11 protein-coding genes are annotated in these 17,333 nt (G+C 71.9%); 6 read left to right on the plus strand and 5 right to left on the minus strand.

Annotated features, from left to right (window positions below):
- The first annotated feature begins 67 nt into the window (after nt 1-67).
- Both AMA02S_RS07955 and AMA02S_RS07960 read left to right on the plus strand, forming a co-directional pair.
- Nucleotides 68-3,529: a CDP-glycerol glycerophosphotransferase family protein gene (locus AMA02S_RS07955; protein WP_067453821.1), complete on the plus strand. Its 3,462-nt coding sequence runs from the start codon at nt 68-70 to the stop codon at nt 3,527-3,529.
- Between the two features lie 13 nt (nt 3,530-3,542).
- The gene (locus AMA02S_RS07960) at nt 3,543-5,516 is read left to right on the plus strand and encodes a glycosyltransferase (protein WP_067453824.1); all 1,974 of its coding nucleotides are present in this window, start codon (nt 3,543-3,545) and stop codon (nt 5,514-5,516) included.
- Here the strand turns inward: AMA02S_RS07960 and AMA02S_RS07965 are convergent.
- Nucleotides 5,503-7,053, minus strand: a complete 1,551-nt coding sequence (locus AMA02S_RS07965; RefSeq protein WP_157430458.1) for a hypothetical protein — start codon at nt 7,051-7,053, stop codon at nt 5,503-5,505. The two genes, AMA02S_RS07960 and AMA02S_RS07965, sit on opposite strands and share 14 nt — an antisense overlap.
- A gap of 220 nt (nt 7,054-7,273) precedes the next feature.
- Between AMA02S_RS07965 and AMA02S_RS07970 the strand changes: the two genes are divergently transcribed.
- Nucleotides 7,274-8,299: a CDP-alcohol phosphatidyltransferase family protein gene (locus tag AMA02S_RS07970; protein WP_067453829.1), complete on the plus strand. Its 1,026-nt coding sequence runs from the start codon at nt 7,274-7,276 to the stop codon at nt 8,297-8,299.
- A 93-nt stretch (nt 8,300-8,392) separates the two neighbouring features.
- Here the strand turns inward: AMA02S_RS07970 and AMA02S_RS07975 are convergent, their stop codons facing one another.
- From AMA02S_RS07975 to wecB, 3 genes are read right to left on the minus strand one after another with little or no spacing between them, the layout of a single operon-like run.
- Nucleotides 8,393-10,741, minus strand: coding sequence for a glycosyltransferase (locus tag AMA02S_RS07975; protein ID WP_439951583.1), 2,349 nt, complete (start codon nt 10,739-10,741; stop codon nt 8,393-8,395).
- Between the two features lie 11 nt (nt 10,742-10,752).
- On the minus strand, nt 10,753-11,424 hold the full coding sequence (locus AMA02S_RS07980; RefSeq protein WP_067453835.1) for a hypothetical protein: 672 nt from the start codon (nt 11,422-11,424) through the stop codon (nt 10,753-10,755).
- A complete protein-coding gene (gene wecB / locus AMA02S_RS07985) occupies nt 11,417-12,532 on the minus strand; it encodes a non-hydrolyzing UDP-N-acetylglucosamine 2-epimerase (RefSeq protein ID WP_067453838.1) in 1,116 nt (371 codons plus the stop codon). The genes AMA02S_RS07980 and wecB overlap by 8 nt, the downstream gene beginning before the upstream one ends.
- A 24-nt stretch (nt 12,533-12,556) precedes the next feature.
- On the opposite strand from wecB, the gene AMA02S_RS07990 reads away from it, so the two are divergent.
- From AMA02S_RS07990 to AMA02S_RS08000, 3 genes are all read left to right on the plus strand, one after another.
- Nucleotides 12,557-14,005: a glycosyltransferase family 4 protein gene (locus AMA02S_RS07990; RefSeq protein ID WP_245667394.1), complete on the plus strand. Its 1,449-nt coding sequence runs from the start codon at nt 12,557-12,559 to the stop codon at nt 14,003-14,005.
- 21 nt (nt 14,006-14,026) lie between these two features.
- Complete coding sequence (locus tag AMA02S_RS07995; protein WP_067453840.1) at nt 14,027-15,289, plus strand: nucleotide sugar dehydrogenase; 1,263 nt, start codon at nt 14,027-14,029, stop codon at nt 15,287-15,289.
- A 295-nt stretch (nt 15,290-15,584) separates the two neighbouring features.
- Nucleotides 15,585-16,607, plus strand: a complete 1,023-nt coding sequence (locus AMA02S_RS08000; protein WP_439951584.1) for a glycosyltransferase family 4 protein — start codon at nt 15,585-15,587, stop codon at nt 16,605-16,607.
- 21 nt (nt 16,608-16,628) lie between these two features.
- Here AMA02S_RS08000 and AMA02S_RS42780 read toward each other — a convergent pair.
- Nucleotides 16,629-17,333, minus strand: a 705-nt coding sequence (locus tag AMA02S_RS42780; protein ID WP_218004875.1) for a hypothetical protein, incomplete at its 5' end; no start/stop codon positions are given.

The raw sequence follows: 17,333 nt of genomic DNA on the forward strand, positions 1-17,333 counted from the left end.
ACAGCATTCCGTCTCACGACCCGGCGCCGGTCGCCGGGTCCTTTAAGTGGTCGAAGGAGTGGGTCGCTTGTCCACCAGCCGGATCAGCGTCATCGTCCTCTCACACGGCGCCGGTGAGGCGCTGCCCGACACGCTGGCGTCCCTCGCGGCGCAGTCGCACGACCGGCTGGAGGTGCTCGTCATGGACGACGGCACCGGCGCCGCCGCCGGGACGGCGCTCCCCGACGACCGCTTCCGGCTCGTCCGGGAGGGCGCGCTCAGCCGGGGCGCGGCCCGCGGGCACGGCGCCGCGGCCGCGGACGGGGAGTTCCTGCTGTTCGTGGACGGCGGCGACGAACTGCCCCCGGACGCGCTCGAGCTGCTGGTGTCCGCGCTGGAGCGGTCGGGGTCGGACCTCGCGATGGGCGCCGAGGCCGGCAGGAAGCGGACGGGCCAGGTGTGGTCGTGGCAGCCGCGCAAGGCGTCCGTGCCGCCCGCCACCGGCACCGACCTGCACCGCCAGCCGGACCTCATCCTGAACCGGCAGGTCACCGGGAAACTGTTCCGCCGCTCCTTCTGGACGTCCGCCGGGCTGGAGTTCCCCGACATCGGCCGCTACGACGACCTCGCCGTGACCGTCCAGGCACTGCACCGGGCCAAGGCCGTCGACGTCCTGCCCGAAGTGGTGCTGCACCGGCGACGGGCCCGGTACGGGCAGACGACGGAGGCGCAGGACATCGCGGACGGGTTCGGCGCCGTCACGCTCGCGACCACCTGGCTCACCGAGCACGGCGAGGCCAGGGACGCCCGCCGGCTCCAGCTCGTCTCCGTCAGCACCGAGCTGCGCGTGTTCCTGGACGTGCTGCCCGACCTGCCCGCCGAGGAGCGCGAGCAGGTCGTCGCGCAGGCGGTGGCCTTCGCGGCCTCGGTCCCGGCCAAGGTGTTCGCCGAGGCGCCCGCCCTCGTCCGGCTGAAGTGGCACCTCGCGGCCACCGGTCACACGACCGAGCTGGTGAAGGTCGTGCGGTACGAGCGGGGCAAGTCCTCGCCGTCGATCGTCCGCGACCCGCTGCGCCGGTACGTGGTGTACCCGTACTGGAAGGACGGCGCGCTCGACATCCCCCGCGAGGTGTACCGCGCCCGCGACGAGGTCAAGATGCGGGGCCGCGTCCACGCGGTGAGCTGGGACGGCGACCGGCTCACCGTGACGGGCGAGGCGTACATCAACTCGGTCAGCTCGCGTCGCCGCTGGACGTCGCTGAAGGCGGTGACGCTCCGGTCCGGCAGCAGGAAGATCACCGCGCGGGCGCGCCAGACGCCGAAACCCGGTCGTTCCGGTGGGTCGTCCCCCCAGCGAAAGCAGGGCAAGCCGTCCGGCTGGTCGGGGTTCGAGTTCTCGCTCGACGTGGCCAAGCTCCGCGACCACGGGGCATGGGTGGAGGGCACCTGGGACGTCGAGGCGTCCGTGCTGAACTCCGGTGTGTTCCGCAAGGGCCCGCTGCGCGGCGGCGGGTCGGGCAGTGGCGCGCACCCGCCCTACCGGTACGTCGCCGGGGACGTCCGGGTCGTCCCGCAGATCGTGGACGGGAACCTGCGCGTCCTGGTGGAGAAGGTCCGGGTGAAGGCCACCGGGCTGCGCTGGGACGGCGAGTCGCTGGTCGTCGACGTCGCGGCGGCGGGCGACCCGCCCGCGGAGCTGACGCTGCGGCTCGGCGACACCACCGTCCAGGTCCCGCTGGAGGGTGGCGACGGCACCGCTGGAGGAACGGCTGAAGGGCCACTGCACGCCCGGATCGACCCGGCCGCGCTCGCGGACGTGCCGATCTCCGAGGACGCGATCGACGACACCCGCGACTGGACCGTGGCGGCCGATGGCCGCCCGCTCGTCCTCGCCGAGGGCGTGGACGACGCCGAGCGGCCGTTCGGCGCGCTGGAGGTCGCCGCGGGCCGCGGGCCGAGCGGCTACCTGCGCGTCCGGCTCACCACGACCCGGCTGCTCGTCGCCGACTGCGCGTGGCGTCCGGACGGCACTCTCGCGCTCACCGCGACGCACGCCGCCCACCCGGGCGGGCAGATCGTGCTGCGCGGCCGGGCCCGCCGCAAGGAGTTCGCGTTCGACCTCGTCGCCGACGGGTCCGGGACGTTGCGGGCCGAGGTGCCGGTGGCGGCCGTGCCGAGCGTCGCGGGTGTGCTGCCGTTGCGGCCGGGCCGCTGGGACGTGCTGTTCCGGCCCGCCGGGGGCGGCCGGGCACTGACCGTCCGGCTCACCAACGCGGCGCAGAAGCAACTGCCCGAGGCGCTGGAGGTGGCACGGCGCGGCTACGACCTGGAGGCGAGCGACGGCCGGCTCGTCGTGGCGGTGACCGGCGATGTGTCCCAGCAGGAGCGCAGCGCCGGCCCGAAGATCCGCGAGGAGGCGCGCCGCCGGGTCGACCGGGACGGGCTGCGCGACACCGTCCTGTTCTCCTGCTTCAACGGGCGGCAGTACTCCGACAGCCCGAAGGCGATCCACCAGGAGCTCGTCCGGCGCGGTTCGGACCTGGAACAGCTCTGGGTCGTCAACGACGCGCAGGTGGAGCTGCCGGACACGCTGAAGGCGGTACGGCTGAACGGCGAGGAGTGGCAGGAGGCGGTGGCCACCTCCCGCTACATCGTCACCAACCACCGGCTCGGCGACTGGTTCCAGCGCCACCCCGACCAGTCCGTCCTCCAGACCTGGCACGGCACCCCGCTGAAGAAGATCGGCAAGGACATCAAGGAGGTGCACTTCGCCTACGCGCCCGGCATGAAGAACGCGCTCCAGGCCAAGTCCACCGGCCCCGCCGTCCCCGAGTGGAGCCACCTGCTGTCCCCGAACCCGTTCAGCACGGAGATCTTCCGCCGCGCGTTCGCGTTCAAAGGCGAGATCATCGAGGCCGGGTACCCGCGCAACGACCTGATGCACAGCCCCGAGGCCGACGTCGTCGCCAAGGACGTCCGGGCGCGGCTCGGCATCCCCGAGGGCAAGAAGGTCGTGCTCTACGCGCCGACCTGGCGCGACGACCAGTACTACAGCAAGGGCCGCTACAGGTTCGACATGCGGCTCGACCTGGAACGCGCGCGGGAGGCGCTCGGCGACGACCACGTGCTGCTCGTCCGGCTGCACACCAACGTCGTGGACGGCATCGCCGAAGACGACGCCGGGTTCGTCCGGGACGTCTCGCTCTACCCTGACATCACCGAGCTGTATCTGATCGCCGACATGATGATCAGTGACTACTCGTCGGTGATGTTCGACTACGCCAACACCGGCCGGCCCATGCTCTTCTTCACCTACGACCTGGCCGACTACCGCGACCGGCTCCGCGGCTTCTACTTCGATTTCGAGGCCGAGGCGCCGGGACCGCTGGTGGAGACCTCCGACGCGCTGATCGAGGCGATCCGCGACGTCGAGTCCGCCACGGCCGGCCACCAGGACCGCTACAAGGAATTCGTCAACCGGTTCTGCCCCCTGGACGACGGTCACGCCGCCGCCCGCACCGTCGACCACGTCTTCCGGTCACCGATCTGAACGGCTCCCCGTCATGACTCCTCCCAAGGTCAGCGTCATCGTTCCCGTGTACAACTGCCGCACGTCGGTGGAGGTCACGCTGCGTTCGGTATCCGACCAGACGCTGGACCTCGGGCTGATCGAGGTGATCGCGGTGGATGACGGGTCCACCGACGGCAGCGGCGACGAACTGGAACGGCTCGCGGGGGCGCATCCCGGTCTCACGGTCATCCGTCGGCCGAACTCCGGCGGCCCCGGCGGTCCCCGCAACACCGGAATCGAGCGCGCCCGCGGCGAGTACCTGTTCTTTCTGGACGCCGACGATCGACTCGGCCCGCAGGCATTGGAGCGCCTGTGTGCCATGGCCGACGAGCAGGGTACCGACGTCGTCATCGGCAACTACGTCGGCGTCGGGCGGGGCGTGGCGCGGTTCGAGCACAACGTCCCGCGCGTGACCGTGGACGATCCGGACTTCGACGTCTACAGCAGGTCGCTGACCGCGCACAAACTGTTCCGCCGGGACTTGGTGGAGCGGCACGGCATCCGCTTCCCCGAGGGAATCCGCTCGGGCGAGGACAAGGTGTTCACCAGCCATGCCCTGCTGTGCTCCTCGGGCGTGTCGATCGTCGCCGACTACGACTGCTACTACCTGGTAGAGCGCGAGGACGGCACCAGCATCATGCAGACGGGAGGCGCGGCTCCTGCGGAGTACTACGCGAAGGCGGCCCGGCCGCTGCTCGAACAGGTCGTGGCGCACACCAAGCCCGGGATGGTCCGCGACCGGATGCTCGTCCGGCACTTCCAGCGCGACGTCCTGCACCGGCTCAACGGCGCGTTCCTCGCGGCGTCCGCCGACGACCGGCGCGCGACGCAGGACGGGGTGCGCACCTTGTGCGAGGACTTCCTCACCCCGGCCGTCCTCATGCGGATGCCGGCCCGGTACCGGTTGCTCGCCCACTGCGCCCGCAGCGGCCACCAGGAGTTGCTCCGCAAGATCGTCGAGGCGGGACTGGCGGACGATCCCGTCCCGGTCATCGCCGACAGGGACCGCGTCTACATTCTGTATCCCGGGTTCCGGGAACCGAGCGCGGCCATCCCCGACGCCTACTTCGACGTCACCGACCGGCTGCGCGTCACGCGGAGCTTGACCGCGCTCGACTGGGACGGCGACCGGCTTCGTGTCGAAGGCACCGCCGTCATCGACCGTCTCGGCCCTCAAAAGCAGTCGGTGACGATGCTGCTGCGCAACAAGAAGTCCGGCGCCGAGTACCGGGTGCCCTGCGAGCAAGGCGGCGCGGACTTCACGGTGGACCTCGACCCGGCGACGGCCGCGTCCGGCTCGCCGCTGCCGGCGGGCACCTGGGACCTGCACATCGAGGTGACGCACGACCAGATGGCGAAGGACGGCCGGCTCGGCGCCGACCGCGAAGCGGGGGTCACCGCGCCGGCGCGGCGGTTCATCGCGTCCCGGAACGGTCCCGGCGCGGCCGTCACCCCGTTCTTCACTCACGGATACGACAACCTGTCGCTGACCGTCGTGCCACGTCCCGGCGCGCTGGAGAAGCTCCTGCGGGTCGAGGAGATCGGCTGGGGCGGCGGGGCGCGCCTGCGGGTCCGCTGCCACGTGCCCATCTCCCCGACATCGGCCGAGCACGTCGGCGTGGCCCTCCAGGTGGAGGCGCGCGGCGGCGGAGAGGCTCGGGAGGCCGAGGTCCGGTCCGTCCCGGGCGCGGACGGTCTGGAGTTCACGGCGGTCACCGACCTGCGCGGGCTGACCGCCGGACGCTGGGACGTCCATCTGGAGTTCACGGTCGGCGGCGAGACCGCCCGGATGCGGATACCCATGGCGGCGGACAGGCCGAAGGCCCCGGCCGTGCCGTGCGCGCCGCTCGGGCTGCGCCGCGCCTCCCTCTACCGGACGGCCGGCGGGAACCTCGCCGTCCGCATCGTCACCGGGAAGGTACCGGCGATGGCCCGGTCGGCGGGGCGCCGCCTCACCCGGAGGTAGCGGCCGTGGTCTCGTCCGCGGACGGCTCTTCGGATTCCCGTGTCCGCTCCGGCCCGTCCGGCGGCACGGTGTCCGCGGACACGGCCCGGGGCGGCGGGAGCAGTGCCAGGCCGAGCGCGACGCACGCGAACGGGACGGCGGGCAGCACGTAGCGGTAGTCGAAGTCGGCGGTCGCGGCCGGGATCACCAGCAACGCGAGGCTCGTCCCCCACGGCATAAGCGCGCCCGTCCCCCAGTGCCGGACGGGGCCGAGCACCCGCCACCGGCCCCCGCTCCGGACGTACGGGAGCGCGGCGGCGAGCCCGGCGAGCAGCAGGATCCCGAGGATGGTGCCGGGCATGACCATCCGGTCCTGGTACTTCTGCACCGTCCCGGCCCACGGGTGGACGACCCTCGGCTCACCGCCGCCCGGGTCGTACCGCTCGGCCAGCAGCGCCTGCTCGTCGCTCCACGCCTCGCCCTCGGGGAACTCGTACTGCAACCACGTCCACGGGGTGGGGTAGGGCTTGCGCTCCCACTCGAACGACCGGAACGTGTCGCGGACGATCACCTGCGCGTAGTCGCCGGGCTGCGCCTCGATCGCGTCCCAGGCGAACTCGCTCGCGAGCTTGTCCGCGGTGGGACCGGTGATCCAGCCCGGGATCTCCCGGAACGGCGAGTCGCGCGTCCACATCGCGGCGAACGCCGGCGACATCCGCGGGTCGCTGTTCTTCGGGCACATGATGACCAGCTCGGGCCGCGGCTTGATGAGGCGGCAGTCGGCGAAGTCGGCGGTGCGCCCGTACAGCCAGATGCCGTTGGCCTTGGCGAGCTTGTACTCGCCGTATTCGGCGTGGAACCAGGCCACGTAACCCGCGATCGGCAGGGCGAAGGTGACCACGGCCACCGCGCAGGCGCGCCAGCCCGCGCGCCGCAGCAGCATCCCCACCAGGATCACCGCGATCAGCGGCAGGCCCGCCGACCGTGTGAGCGCCGCGCACGCCGCGAGCAGCCCGGCCAGGCCGCCGAGCCACCAGGGCAGACGCCGCCGCCACAGCGCCGCCGTGACCGCCGCGAGCAGCAGGAAGGTGAACAGCGAGTCCGACATGAGCATGTGCTCAAGGGCCACCTGATGGACCGGCAGCAGCACCGGCAGCGTCAGCGGGGTCGCGATCAGACCGGGGACCCAGGCCCGCCACGCCCACCGGCCGGCCTCCCCGTCCGGGCCGAACGGCCAGGCCGCCCGCGCGGCGCGCCACACCAGGACGTACACGAGCACACCGGTGAGAACCCCGATGGCGTGCTGTACCGACACCATCACGGTGAAGCTGTGGAACGGCTTGATCGACCACAGCAGGAACGAGTACCCGCTCGGACGTGTCTCGCCGGGCTTCAGCTCGATCGCGGCCCGCAGGTATCCCGGCGAGTCGCCGAACCACAGCGGCGCGGGATACCCCTTGACCGCGACCACCCGTATCCACACCGCTACCGCGAGTACGCAGGTGAACGGCAGTTGGGCCACGGCGGAACGGCCCGCCCGGCCGGCTTTCTCGCGCACCCGCAAAGCCTATCGAGGTCGGCCGGACTCGCGTGCCCGCCCCGTACCGGCGCAAGTCTTCGTCAAGCCTCTCCCGCGTTCGGCGCTTCGGATGACCACCGGGTTACGACTCCGTGAGAATAAGGAGGACCGCAACCGGACAGCCGATACGATCGTCAGCGGCCGGGAGCGCCCCCCGGCGCGGATTGAGCTCCGGTACGAACGAGAGGACAACCACCCCATGGCGAACTTCACGCTGGAGGACGTTCGGCAACGGACGTACAAGGCGCGTGACGCCTGGTGGACGGTACTGCTGGTCGATCCACTCGCGTCCCGGCTCGTCAAGTTCACCGCCAACCGGACGCGGGTGACGCCCAACCAGCTCACCGTGGGTGCCCTGATCCTCGGCCTGGCCGCCGGCGGGTGCTTCGCCGTGGCCGGCTGGCCGTGGCTGCTGGCCGGTGCGCTGCTGTACCACCTGTCGTTCACGCTCGACTGCATGGACGGCAAGATCGCGCGCCTCAAGGGCACCGGCTCGGTGTTCGGTGCCTGGCTCGACTACATCTTCGACCGGGTCCGGGTGCTGGCCTGCGCCATCGCGCTCATGGCCGGACAGTACGCGGCCACCCACAACGTCGCGTACGTGTGGACGGCCGTCGCGGTGGTCTTCCTGGACATGCTGCGCTACATGGACGCGCTGGAGATCTACAAGGTCCGCTCGCAGATGCGCGCCACGCTGAACGCCGCCCGCGAGGAGGCCCGGGACCTGGAGCTGGCCGCCCGGCGCGCCAACGGCGAGGTGCTGGACGCCGACGAGGTCGGCGAGGACCTGCGGTCGGCCGAGGGCGCGCTCCGCGAGGACCCCGAGGCCGACATGGAGAACCGGGTCGTCGGCGACGACCCGGCCGCCAAGGAGCTCCAGCAGGGCTTCGAGGCGCGGTTCCCCTGGTACGCGCGGATCCGCAACGTGCTCATGGCGGGCCGCATCCGCCCGCACCTGATCAGCGGCATCGAGTTCCAGATGGGCGTGTTCATCGTCGCCCCGGTGGCCGCCGCCATCGTCCCCGGCGCGGTGATCCCGGTGGTGGCGCTGAGCGCCCTCGGCATGCTGACCTTCGAGCTGATCATCATCTACAAGTTCTGGCTTGCCAGCCGCGACTACAGCCGCAGCATGGCCAAGCTGAACGGCAAGATCGAGGAGTACCGCCTCCAACTCCCCGCCGCCCGCCGCGAAACCGCGGACGCGGCCGTCGGTAGCGGCGGCTGATCCGCCACGTTCGTCCTCTGACGCCGAGGTCCCCCGAGAGCCTGCTCTCGGGGGACCTCGCAGTTTCCGGTACTGCCGTTCCGGGTGGTGCGGTCAGGGGGTTCTGGCCGGGGTTGCTTCGGTGGTCGTGGCGAGCATGTCCGTCCACTGGCGGCACACCTCGTCCAGGCCGTAGGCCGCGCGGACCTGGTCGCGGGCCAGGAGGCGGTCGTGCTCCCAGCGACCAAGGGACACGGTGGAGGCGATCGAGGCGGCCATCGCGGACGGGTCGGCGTGGATCCACCGCGCGTCGTAGATGGTCTCGGCGCCCGGCCAGCCCAGCAGCACCGGCACCGCGCCGGACGCCATCCCCTCGGCGGGCGCCAGGTGGAAGCTCTCGTCGTCGCTGGTCGACAGCACGAACCCGATGCGCCGCAGCCAGGACGCCACGTCCCGTCCGTAGGAGTCGAACACGACCCCGCCCGCCAGCAGCGGTGAGCGGCGGATCCGGCGGAACACCTGCTCGTAGTGGGCGCGCTCCTCCTCCTTCTGCCAGATCCACCAGTACTCCCAGGGGAGCTTGGTCTTGACGAACAGGGTGAAGCGGGGATCGTCGCGGCGCAGCTCCTCCAGCGCGTCCAGAGCCAGGTCGAGCCGCTTGCGGGACGGCGCGATGCCGATCATTCCGAGGTGGTGCTCGGCGCCGGTGAGCTTGGGCCGGTCGAGCTGATGGTCGTCCACCCAGTTGGGAATGGTGGTGACCTTGCCGGTGGGCCAGCCGGTGAGCTCGCGGGTCAGGTCGGCGTAGTGCGGGCTGACGCAGATGATCTCGTCCACGGCGTCGATGGGCAGGTGCCGCGGCCAGCGCGCGTACAGCTCGAAGCGGTGCAGCCGGACGACCAGCCGCTGCCCTGGACGCTTGTGGTGCGCGTACCAGATCGCGTTCGGGCCGCACCACTCGCAGACGATGACGTCCGCCCAGTCGGCCAGTTCCTGGCTGCGATCCTCGTCGTGGACCTTCAGCGCGGCCCACTTGTCGACGCGGACCTCCATGTCCGGGCGGGAACGGAGGTAGTCGAGCAGCCGGGTGAAGAACTTGAGGTCGTGTCCGGCGACGCCGACGCGCAGGCGCCGCTGCCCGCCCGGCGAGGCGGCGGCCGCGGCGGCGGAGCCGGTCAGCGCCTCGTCCAGCGCGGCGAGGCCGTCGTCTCCGGCCGTACCGAGGCGGGCGGTCGTGCGCTCGTGCTCCGCGGCGGCGGCGAGGACGGTCGGGGACGGCTCGGGGAACGTCTGCGCGAGGCAAACGCGCAGCCGCCCGGCCGCCGCGTCCAAGGTGAACTCGGCGGCCGCCGCGCGGCAGCGCTCGGCGGCCAGCGTGAACACGTCGGGGTTCTTGCCGATGAGGGTCAGCGCGTCCAGAACGTCGGTCTCCGTCGCCGCGAACAGCGGGTAGTCGACGCCGAAGAGCCGCTCGTGCATCGGCGTCCGGTTGAGGACGACCGGAACGCCGAGCGTCCCGCACTCCAGCACCTTCGTCGACAGCTCCAGGCTCGCGTCCATCTCCGGATGCCGCCACGACAGGCCCACGTCGCAGGCCGCGGTCAGCCGCATCGCCTCGGCGCGGGGATGCCCGCCGTGCCAGACGACGCCCTGGCCGCTCTCCAGGGCCGTCCGCATCCGGGTGGCGAAGCCGGGATCCTCCGGATCGTCGTGGATCTTGTCGCCGACCATGTTCAGCTCGGCGTCCACGCCCCGGATCGCAAGCAGGCGCGGCAGCGACGTCATCTCGTAGGTGTTCCAGCGCGGCGCGAACTTGCCGGTGTAGACGAGCTTGAGCGCGCGGCCGTCCGGTGCGCCGGACGGCCTCGGCTCCAGGCCGTCCGGGAGGACGACGACGGGCGGGAACAGCACGCTCTTGCCCGCGGTGGCCGGGACGGCGCTCTCCAGGAAGCCGCGCAGTTCCTCGGTCTGGCAGAGCAGGACCCGGGAGGCGTCCGCGATCCGGCGCAACTCGCCCTTGGACGAGCCGTCGAACTGGGCGGCGGACTGGGGGACGTCGGTCAGATAGGTCCACAGCCGTCCGGCCAGCGGCCCGGCCGACAGCTTGCCCGCCAGGCGGCGGCCGCGCACGATGATCAGATCGAAACCACCCTCCGGGGGCTCGCCCTCCCCCGAACCGCGCCGCTCCTCTTCGTCCACGCGGGCGAGGACGGCGGCGGCGGTCTTCGGGGGCATCGCGCCCTCGATGTCGATCAGGCCCTCCGCGTGCGGGCTGCGCACGGTGACCCCGGGCAGGGCGCGCAGCGGATCGACGAGCCGGCCGGTCCTGACGGGGGCCTTGAGGACCAAGGTCACCGCGCAGCCGGCGCGGGCCAGCGCCTGGACCATGCCCTGGGCCCAGATCGCCGAGCCGTCGATCAGGTTGAGATCGACGTCGCCGTAGACGAGGGCGCGAGGTCGCACAGGAGTTCCTTTCAACGGGCCGGGACGAGCAGTTCGGCGAGCCTGCCGGGTGTGGCCGCGACGGCGTCCCACTGGAGGCAGGCCAGGGTGGCCGGGGGCGCCTCGCCCCACAGGACGAGCGGCAGATCACGGGAGGCGGCCAGCTCGCGGACGTCGTTCAGCGCGCGGTCCCGGTCGTACATGCCGGGGACGCCGAGATAGGCCCACGGGCCGCCGGGCTCGCCGGCCGCGGCGTCCACGACGAGCATGTCCACGTCGGCGGTGTCCAGCACGATCGTGGCGTCGTGCGGGTACAGCGGGATGACCTTCGCCTGCTCCCGGAGCGTCGCCGCCGCGCGCGCGCCGAGTACACCCGCGATGACGAGGCCCTCGTAGGGCGCGGAGACGAGAAGGCGGTCCTCGGGCCTGTCGACCCGGTCGAGCTGGATCCGCTCGCCGTCGGCCGAGCCGGAGTCCGATACGGGGACGTTGCGCTTGCGCCAGAGCCGGTACAGCTCCTTCGGCAGCTTCACGCCGCGCCGCCGAGGGTTGCGCGCCGCGCCCGCGACGAGCCGCCCGAACTGCAGGGTCGTGGACGTCTCCAGCGCGTCCAGCCGCCGTTCCAGCTCCTGCACCCGCGACTCGCGCTCGCGCAGCGTGGCCCGCAGCCGCGCCACCTGCCGGTTGGCCTTGGCGTTATTCACCCAGGAACTCCATGATCACGTCGGCGATGCGGGGACCGGCCTGCCCGTCCCACAGCGGCGGCTTCGAGTCGTGCGCGGGGGACGACCCTCCTGGCCCCCCGCTCTTCAGGGCCTTACGGGCTGCCGGGACCAGTTCCTCGAAGGTGACGAGGCGGTTGGTGCCGTGGGTGATGGTGATGGGTCGTTCGGTGTTGGGGCGGACGGTCAGGCAGGGGACGCCGAGGATGGTGGTCTCCTCCTGGAGGCCGCCGGAGTCGGTGACGACGGCCGCGGCGCCGCGGACGGCGGCGATGAAGTCGATGTAGCCCAGGGGTTCCAGGACGTGCACGCTCGGGTGGTCGTCGAGCCCGGCGGCCAGCAGGGTGGCGCGGCCGCGCGGGTGGACGGGGATGACCAGGTCGGCGAGGTCGGCGACGCCGTGCAGGTGCCGTACCAGCGCGGCGGCGGTCTCGGGCGCGTCCACGTTCGCGGGGCGGTGCATCGTCGCCAGGACGTACCGCTCCGGCAGATCGTGGGCCGCGCGCACCTTGGCGGTGTCGAAGCTGTCCAGGTTCGCCAGCAGCGTGTCGATCATCGGGTTGCCGACGAGGTGCGCCCGTTCCACCGGGACGCCCTCGTTCGCCAGGTGCCCGATCGCCTCGGGGCTGGTCACCAGGCACAGGTCGGACAGCTGGTCGGTGAGCCGCCGGTTGACCTCCTCCGGCATGCTCATGTCGAAGCTGCGCAGCCCGGCCTCCACATGGGCGACCGGGATGTGCAGTTTGGCCGCGACCAGTGCGGCGGCGATCGTCGAGTTCACGTCGCCATACACGATGACGAGCGCGGGTGAACGGCTCGTGAACTCCTGTTCCAGCCCGATCATCAGGGCGGCCGTCTGCTCGGCGTGCCCGCCCGAACCCACGCCGAGGTTGACGTCCGGCTCCGGGAGGCCCAGCTCCACAAAGAAGATCTCCGACATCCGCTCGTCATAGTGCTGCCCGGTATGGACCACCGCCTGCTCGGCGCCCGCGGCGCCGAGGGCGCGGATCACCGGGGCGGCCTTGACGAAGTTCGGTCGCGCCCCCAGGACGTGCACGATGGGTGCCAACACAATTTCCCTTCTGTTCATCGGGGTTGCCTACGCTCGCCCGCCGTGCTCAAAAAACCCGTCTACCTGCTGGGACTCACCTGGCGCCAGCTCCGCGACGATCCGGGGCGGGCACCCCGGCTGGCCGTCCGGCTGCTGGCGCGGGTGACCCCCGGCCCGCTCGGCGGCCGGCTGCGGCGCTCCCGCCTCGCCGTCCCGCGCCCGCGCGGCCTCCAGCGCGAGACCACCGAGCTGCGCGCCCTGCTGGCGCACACGCCGCCGCCCCGTCCCGCCCGTCACGCACCCCCCGCCCAGTCCGGGACGCGCGTCCTGCAACTGGTGACGAACGCGCTGCCCCGCACGAACGCCGGCTACACCGTCCGGACGCACCGGCTCGCCCTGGCGCAGCGGGAACTCGGGCTGGACGTCCAGGTCGCGACGCGGCTCGGCTACCCCCTCAGCCAGGGCATCGGCGACGCCCGCCCCCGGGTCGAGGTGGACGGCGTCCCCTACCACCGGCTGATCCCCTGGGCGCCGCCGTCCAATCCCGTCCGGGCGGTGAACAAGGGCGCCGACCTGGCCGGACGCCTCGTCCGCGAGCTGCGCCCGGACGTCGTGCACGCGGTCAGCAACCACCTGAACGCGGCGGTCGCGCTGGAGCTCGGCCGCCGGCACGGGCTGCCGGTGGTCTACGAGGTCCGCGGTTTCCTGGAGGACTCCTGGCTCTCGCGTGACCCCGCCCATAAGGAGACGGACGAGTTCTACCGGCTCACCCGCGAGCTGGAGACGCGGCGCATGGCCGAGGCGGACGCGGTCGTCACGCTCGGCGAGGCGATGCGCGCGGAGATCGCGTCCCGCGGCGTCCCCGCCGAGAAGATCTTCACGGTGCCCAACGGCGTGGACGAGGCGTTCCTGCAGCCGCTGCCCGATGCCGCCGACCTGCGGGTCTCGCTCGGCATCCCGGCGGACGTGCCGGTCGTCGGCCTGACGTCCTCGTTCTACGGCTACGAGGGCATCGACACGCTCATCGACGCGGCGGCGCTGCTGCGCGACCGGGGCACGCCCGTCACGCTGCTGCTGGTCGGCGACGGCCCCGAGCGCGGCGCGCTCGAACGGCGCGCGGCCGGGCACGGCGTTCACGCCGTGTTCACCGGGCGCGTGCCGATGGAATCCGTTCGTCGCCACCACGCCGTCCTCGATGTGTTCGCGGTCCCCCGACGGGCTGACCGGGTCTGCCAATTGGTCACGCCCCTCAAGCCGATCGAGGCGATGGCCGGGGGAATCCCAGTGATAGCAAGTGATGTCAAGGCTCTGCGCGAAATCGTAGAACCGGGCGTAACGGGCACGTTAACAGTTCCGGAAGAGCCGGAAGCATGGGCCAATTCGTTGGATGAACTCATTTACGCTCCAGAAAGACGCCGGAAAATCGGGCAGTCGGCTCGGGAGTGGGTGAGGGCGGAACGCACGTGGCGGGCCGTCGCGGCCTGCTACCGGGCGGCATACGCCATCACATAGAACTCGCGAAAGGAGCCGGGTATGGATCTGGTCGTCATCGGACTCGGCTACGTGGGACTGCCGCTGGTGCGGGAGGCGTGCCGGGCCGGGCTGGAGGCCGGCGGTCTGGACCGCGACGCGCGCGTCGTCGCCGGGCTCAAGGCCGGGCTGTCGCACATCGACGATGTCTCGCCCGCCGAGGTCGAGGAGATGAACGAGGCCGGTTTCACGCCGAGCCTGCACGAGGACATCCTGGACGGCGCGCAGACGGTGGTGATCTGTGTTCCCACGCCGCTGTCGGCGGAGGGCGGCCCGGACCTGACGGCGGTCCGCGGGGCGGCCGAGACCGTCGCCCGGCACCTGGAGCCCGGCATGCTCGTGGTGCTGGAATCCACCACCTACCCCGGCACCACCGACGAGGTCGTCCGCCCGATCCTGGAGACCTCCGGCCTGGTCGCGGGCGAGGAGTTCCACCTGGCCTTCTCGCCCGAGCGGATCGACCCGGGCAACCCCGTCTACGGGGTGCGGAACACACCCAAGATCGTCGGGGGGCTCACCCCGGCGTGCGCGTCCGCCGCCTCCGCCTTCTACGGCAAGTTCGTGGACCGGGTCGTGGAGGCCAAGGGCACCCGCGAGGCCGAGATGGCGAAGCTTTTGGAGAACACCTACCGGCACGTGAACATCGCGCTGGTCAACGAGATGGCGGTGTTCTGCCACGAGCTCGGGATCGACCTGTGGGACGCGATCGACTGCGCCGCCACCAAGCCGTTCGGGTTCCAGGCGTTCCGCCCCGGACCCGGCGTCGGCGGCCACTGCATCCCGATCGACCCCAACTACCTGTCCTACAAGGTCCGCTCCCTGGGCTACCCCTTCCGGTTCGTCGAACTGGCCCAAGAGATCAACGAGCGGATGCCCCGCTACGTGGTCGAACGCGCCCAGCAACTCCTCAACCGCGAAGGGCGCGCCCTCAAGGGCGCCAAGGTCCTGCTGCTCGGCGTCACCTACAAGGCCGACATCGCCGACCAGCGCGAATCCCCGGCCCGCCCGGTGGCCCGCCGCCTGGCCCGCCTGGGCGCCGACCTCAGTTTCCACGACCCGTTCGTGACCGAATGGCAGGTCGAGGGCGCCGAGGTGCGCAACGCCGGAACGGACCTGCCCGCCGCGCTGAAGGCCACGGATCTGGCGATCGTGCTGGCCGACCACGGCGCCTACGACGCCGCCACGCTCGCCCGGCACGCCCCGCTGCTGTTCGATACCCGCGGCCGGACGCGCGAGATGCGCGGCGAATCCGTCGAGCTCCTCTGAGAGCGTCCCGGCTGGCGGGACGATCCTGTCAGATCCCTGACAAAAGAGCTGTTGGAGGGACTCGCCCGGCGCTGTCCACCTCCTGGACGACGGGAATTCATCGGCAATTTCCATGACCGTCCAAGACTCGGTCAGAGGCGATAATGACGCATGTTGCGGAGTGAGTGTAATGCGGGTCTGTGTTTGCACGATCGTGCATCATCCAGAGGATGCGCGGATTCTGCACCGGCAGATTCGCGCCCTGCTCGACGCTGGTCATGAGGTCACATATATCGCTCCATTCCGGGCGTGCAATGTGACACCGTGGCGCGAGATCAGCCCGGTGGACGTGCCGCGGGCGACGGGCCGCCGCCGGCTCCGCGCCCTGCGCGCCGCCCACCGGGCGCTCAGCGAGCACGCCGCCTACGCCGACCTGATCCTTCTGCACGACCCGGAGTTGCTCGTCTCCATGCCGCGCGAGGTGCGCTCCCGGACGGTCGTCTGGGACGTCCACGAGGACACCGCCGCCGCGCTCACCGCCAAGGGCTGGGTCCCCGGCCCGGTGCGGCCCCTCCTGCGGCCCGCCGTCCGGCGGCTGGAGAAGCGCAGCGAGCGGCGGCACCGGCTGTTGCTGGCCGAGGAGGGCTACCGGGAACGGTTCCGCGAGGATCACCCCGTGGTGCCCAACACCACCTACGTCGCCGACCTGCCGCCCGGCCCGCCCGACGGCCGCCGCGCCGTCTACGTCGGCCACCTGTCGGTCGCCCGCGGCGCCCTCGACATGATCGCGATGGCCCGGCTGCTGGCCCCCGAGGGCATCATGGTCGAGCTGATCGGCGCCGCCGACGGCGAGGTCCGGCCCGCCCTCCGCGACGCCCAGCGCGAGGGCGTGCTCCGCTGGTACGGCTTCGTCCCGAACGACCGGGCACTGCGCATCGCCGAGGGCGCGATGGCCGGACTCGCCCTCCTGCACGACGAACCGAACTACCGGCACTCCATGCCGACCAAGGTCGTCGAGTACATGGCCCGTGGCGTCCCGGTGGTCTCCACCCCGAACCCGCCCGCCGTGGAGATCGTCGAGCCGTCCGGCTGCGGGCTGATCGTCCCCTTCGCCGACCCGGCCGCCGCCGCGAAGGCCGTCCGCCGGCTGCGCGAGGACGCCGAACTCCGCATCGGCATGGGCAAGCGCGGCTACGAGACGGCCCGCGCCCGCTTCCACTGGCCCACCCACGCCGAGCGCTTCGTCACCCAGCTGGAACTCTGGGCCGGCCGCGCCCCCGCCCTGATCGCCGACGCCGAGGCCGTCCCAGAGTTCGAAGAACCCGTTCCCGAGTACTGAGAGCCCGCTCCGTGAACACCGTCAGGGGGACGAGCCGGCGGGCGAGGATCCTGGGCTGGGGGTGAGGGAACGCCGCACGACCGCGGAGGCTATGCGGGCGGCGGCGCCCGGAGGACGGTTCGCGTCCACGACCACGATGAGGCGGCCGACGCGCAGCGCGATCGTCCCGGCGGTCGGGCCGATCTCGTACGCCTCGTCGCCGCCGATGTCGCGCCGCTGCCGTGCCTGCGCCTGCGTGGACTGCAACGCGTCCAGCAGCCGTGCGGCCGATGCCTCATCGGGGGCCACCCACCGCACGCTGACGGTCAGTCCCCGCACCACCGGTTCCTGTTCGGCGGAGCCGCGCGGCGAGGGCGTGCCGCCGGGTTCGAGTTCGGGTGCGCCCGTGACAAAACTCGGGGGGTCAGTGACCTGATGGTCGGGTTTGTCGGGATCAGCTCTGATTGAGCCGTCTGCACCCTCCCTGCCCTCCTCATCCTCCTTGCCCGGGCCGTCCTCGCCCCGTCGTCCGTCCTCACCGGCACGTTTCGGCTTCGGCGGCTCGTAGGTACAGGAGACCGGGTGCGGGAGCTTCACCGTGCCGACGCTCGCGTGCCCGGGTTCGGTGACGTAGGAGTCCAGACGCGCGGCGGCCAGGTCGGGTTCCTTGAGCAGGTCGCAGGCGTCCGGCCAATCGCCCACCGGCACGCCGCCGAGCTCGGCGGGGCCGGTGCCCGCCGCGCCGCC

Source organism: Actinomadura macra NBRC 14102, from assembly GCF_001552215.1.
GTDB classification, from domain to species: Bacteria; Actinomycetota; Actinomycetes; order Streptosporangiales; family Streptosporangiaceae; genus Spirillospora; species Spirillospora macra.

Coding starts and splice junctions, on each gene's coding strand:
- AMA02S_RS07995 (WP_067453840.1), top strand. CDS start 14,027: ATGGATCTGGTCGTCATCGGACTCGGCTACGTGGGACTGCCGCTGGTG.
- wecB (WP_067453838.1), bottom strand. CDS start 12,532: ATGAACAGAAGGGAAATTGTGTTGGCACCCATCGTGCACGTCCTGGGG.
- AMA02S_RS07960 (WP_067453824.1), top strand. CDS start 3,543: ATGACTCCTCCCAAGGTCAGCGTCATCGTTCCCGTGTACAACTGCCGC.
- AMA02S_RS07970 (WP_067453829.1), top strand. CDS start 7,274: ATGGCGAACTTCACGCTGGAGGACGTTCGGCAACGGACGTACAAGGCG.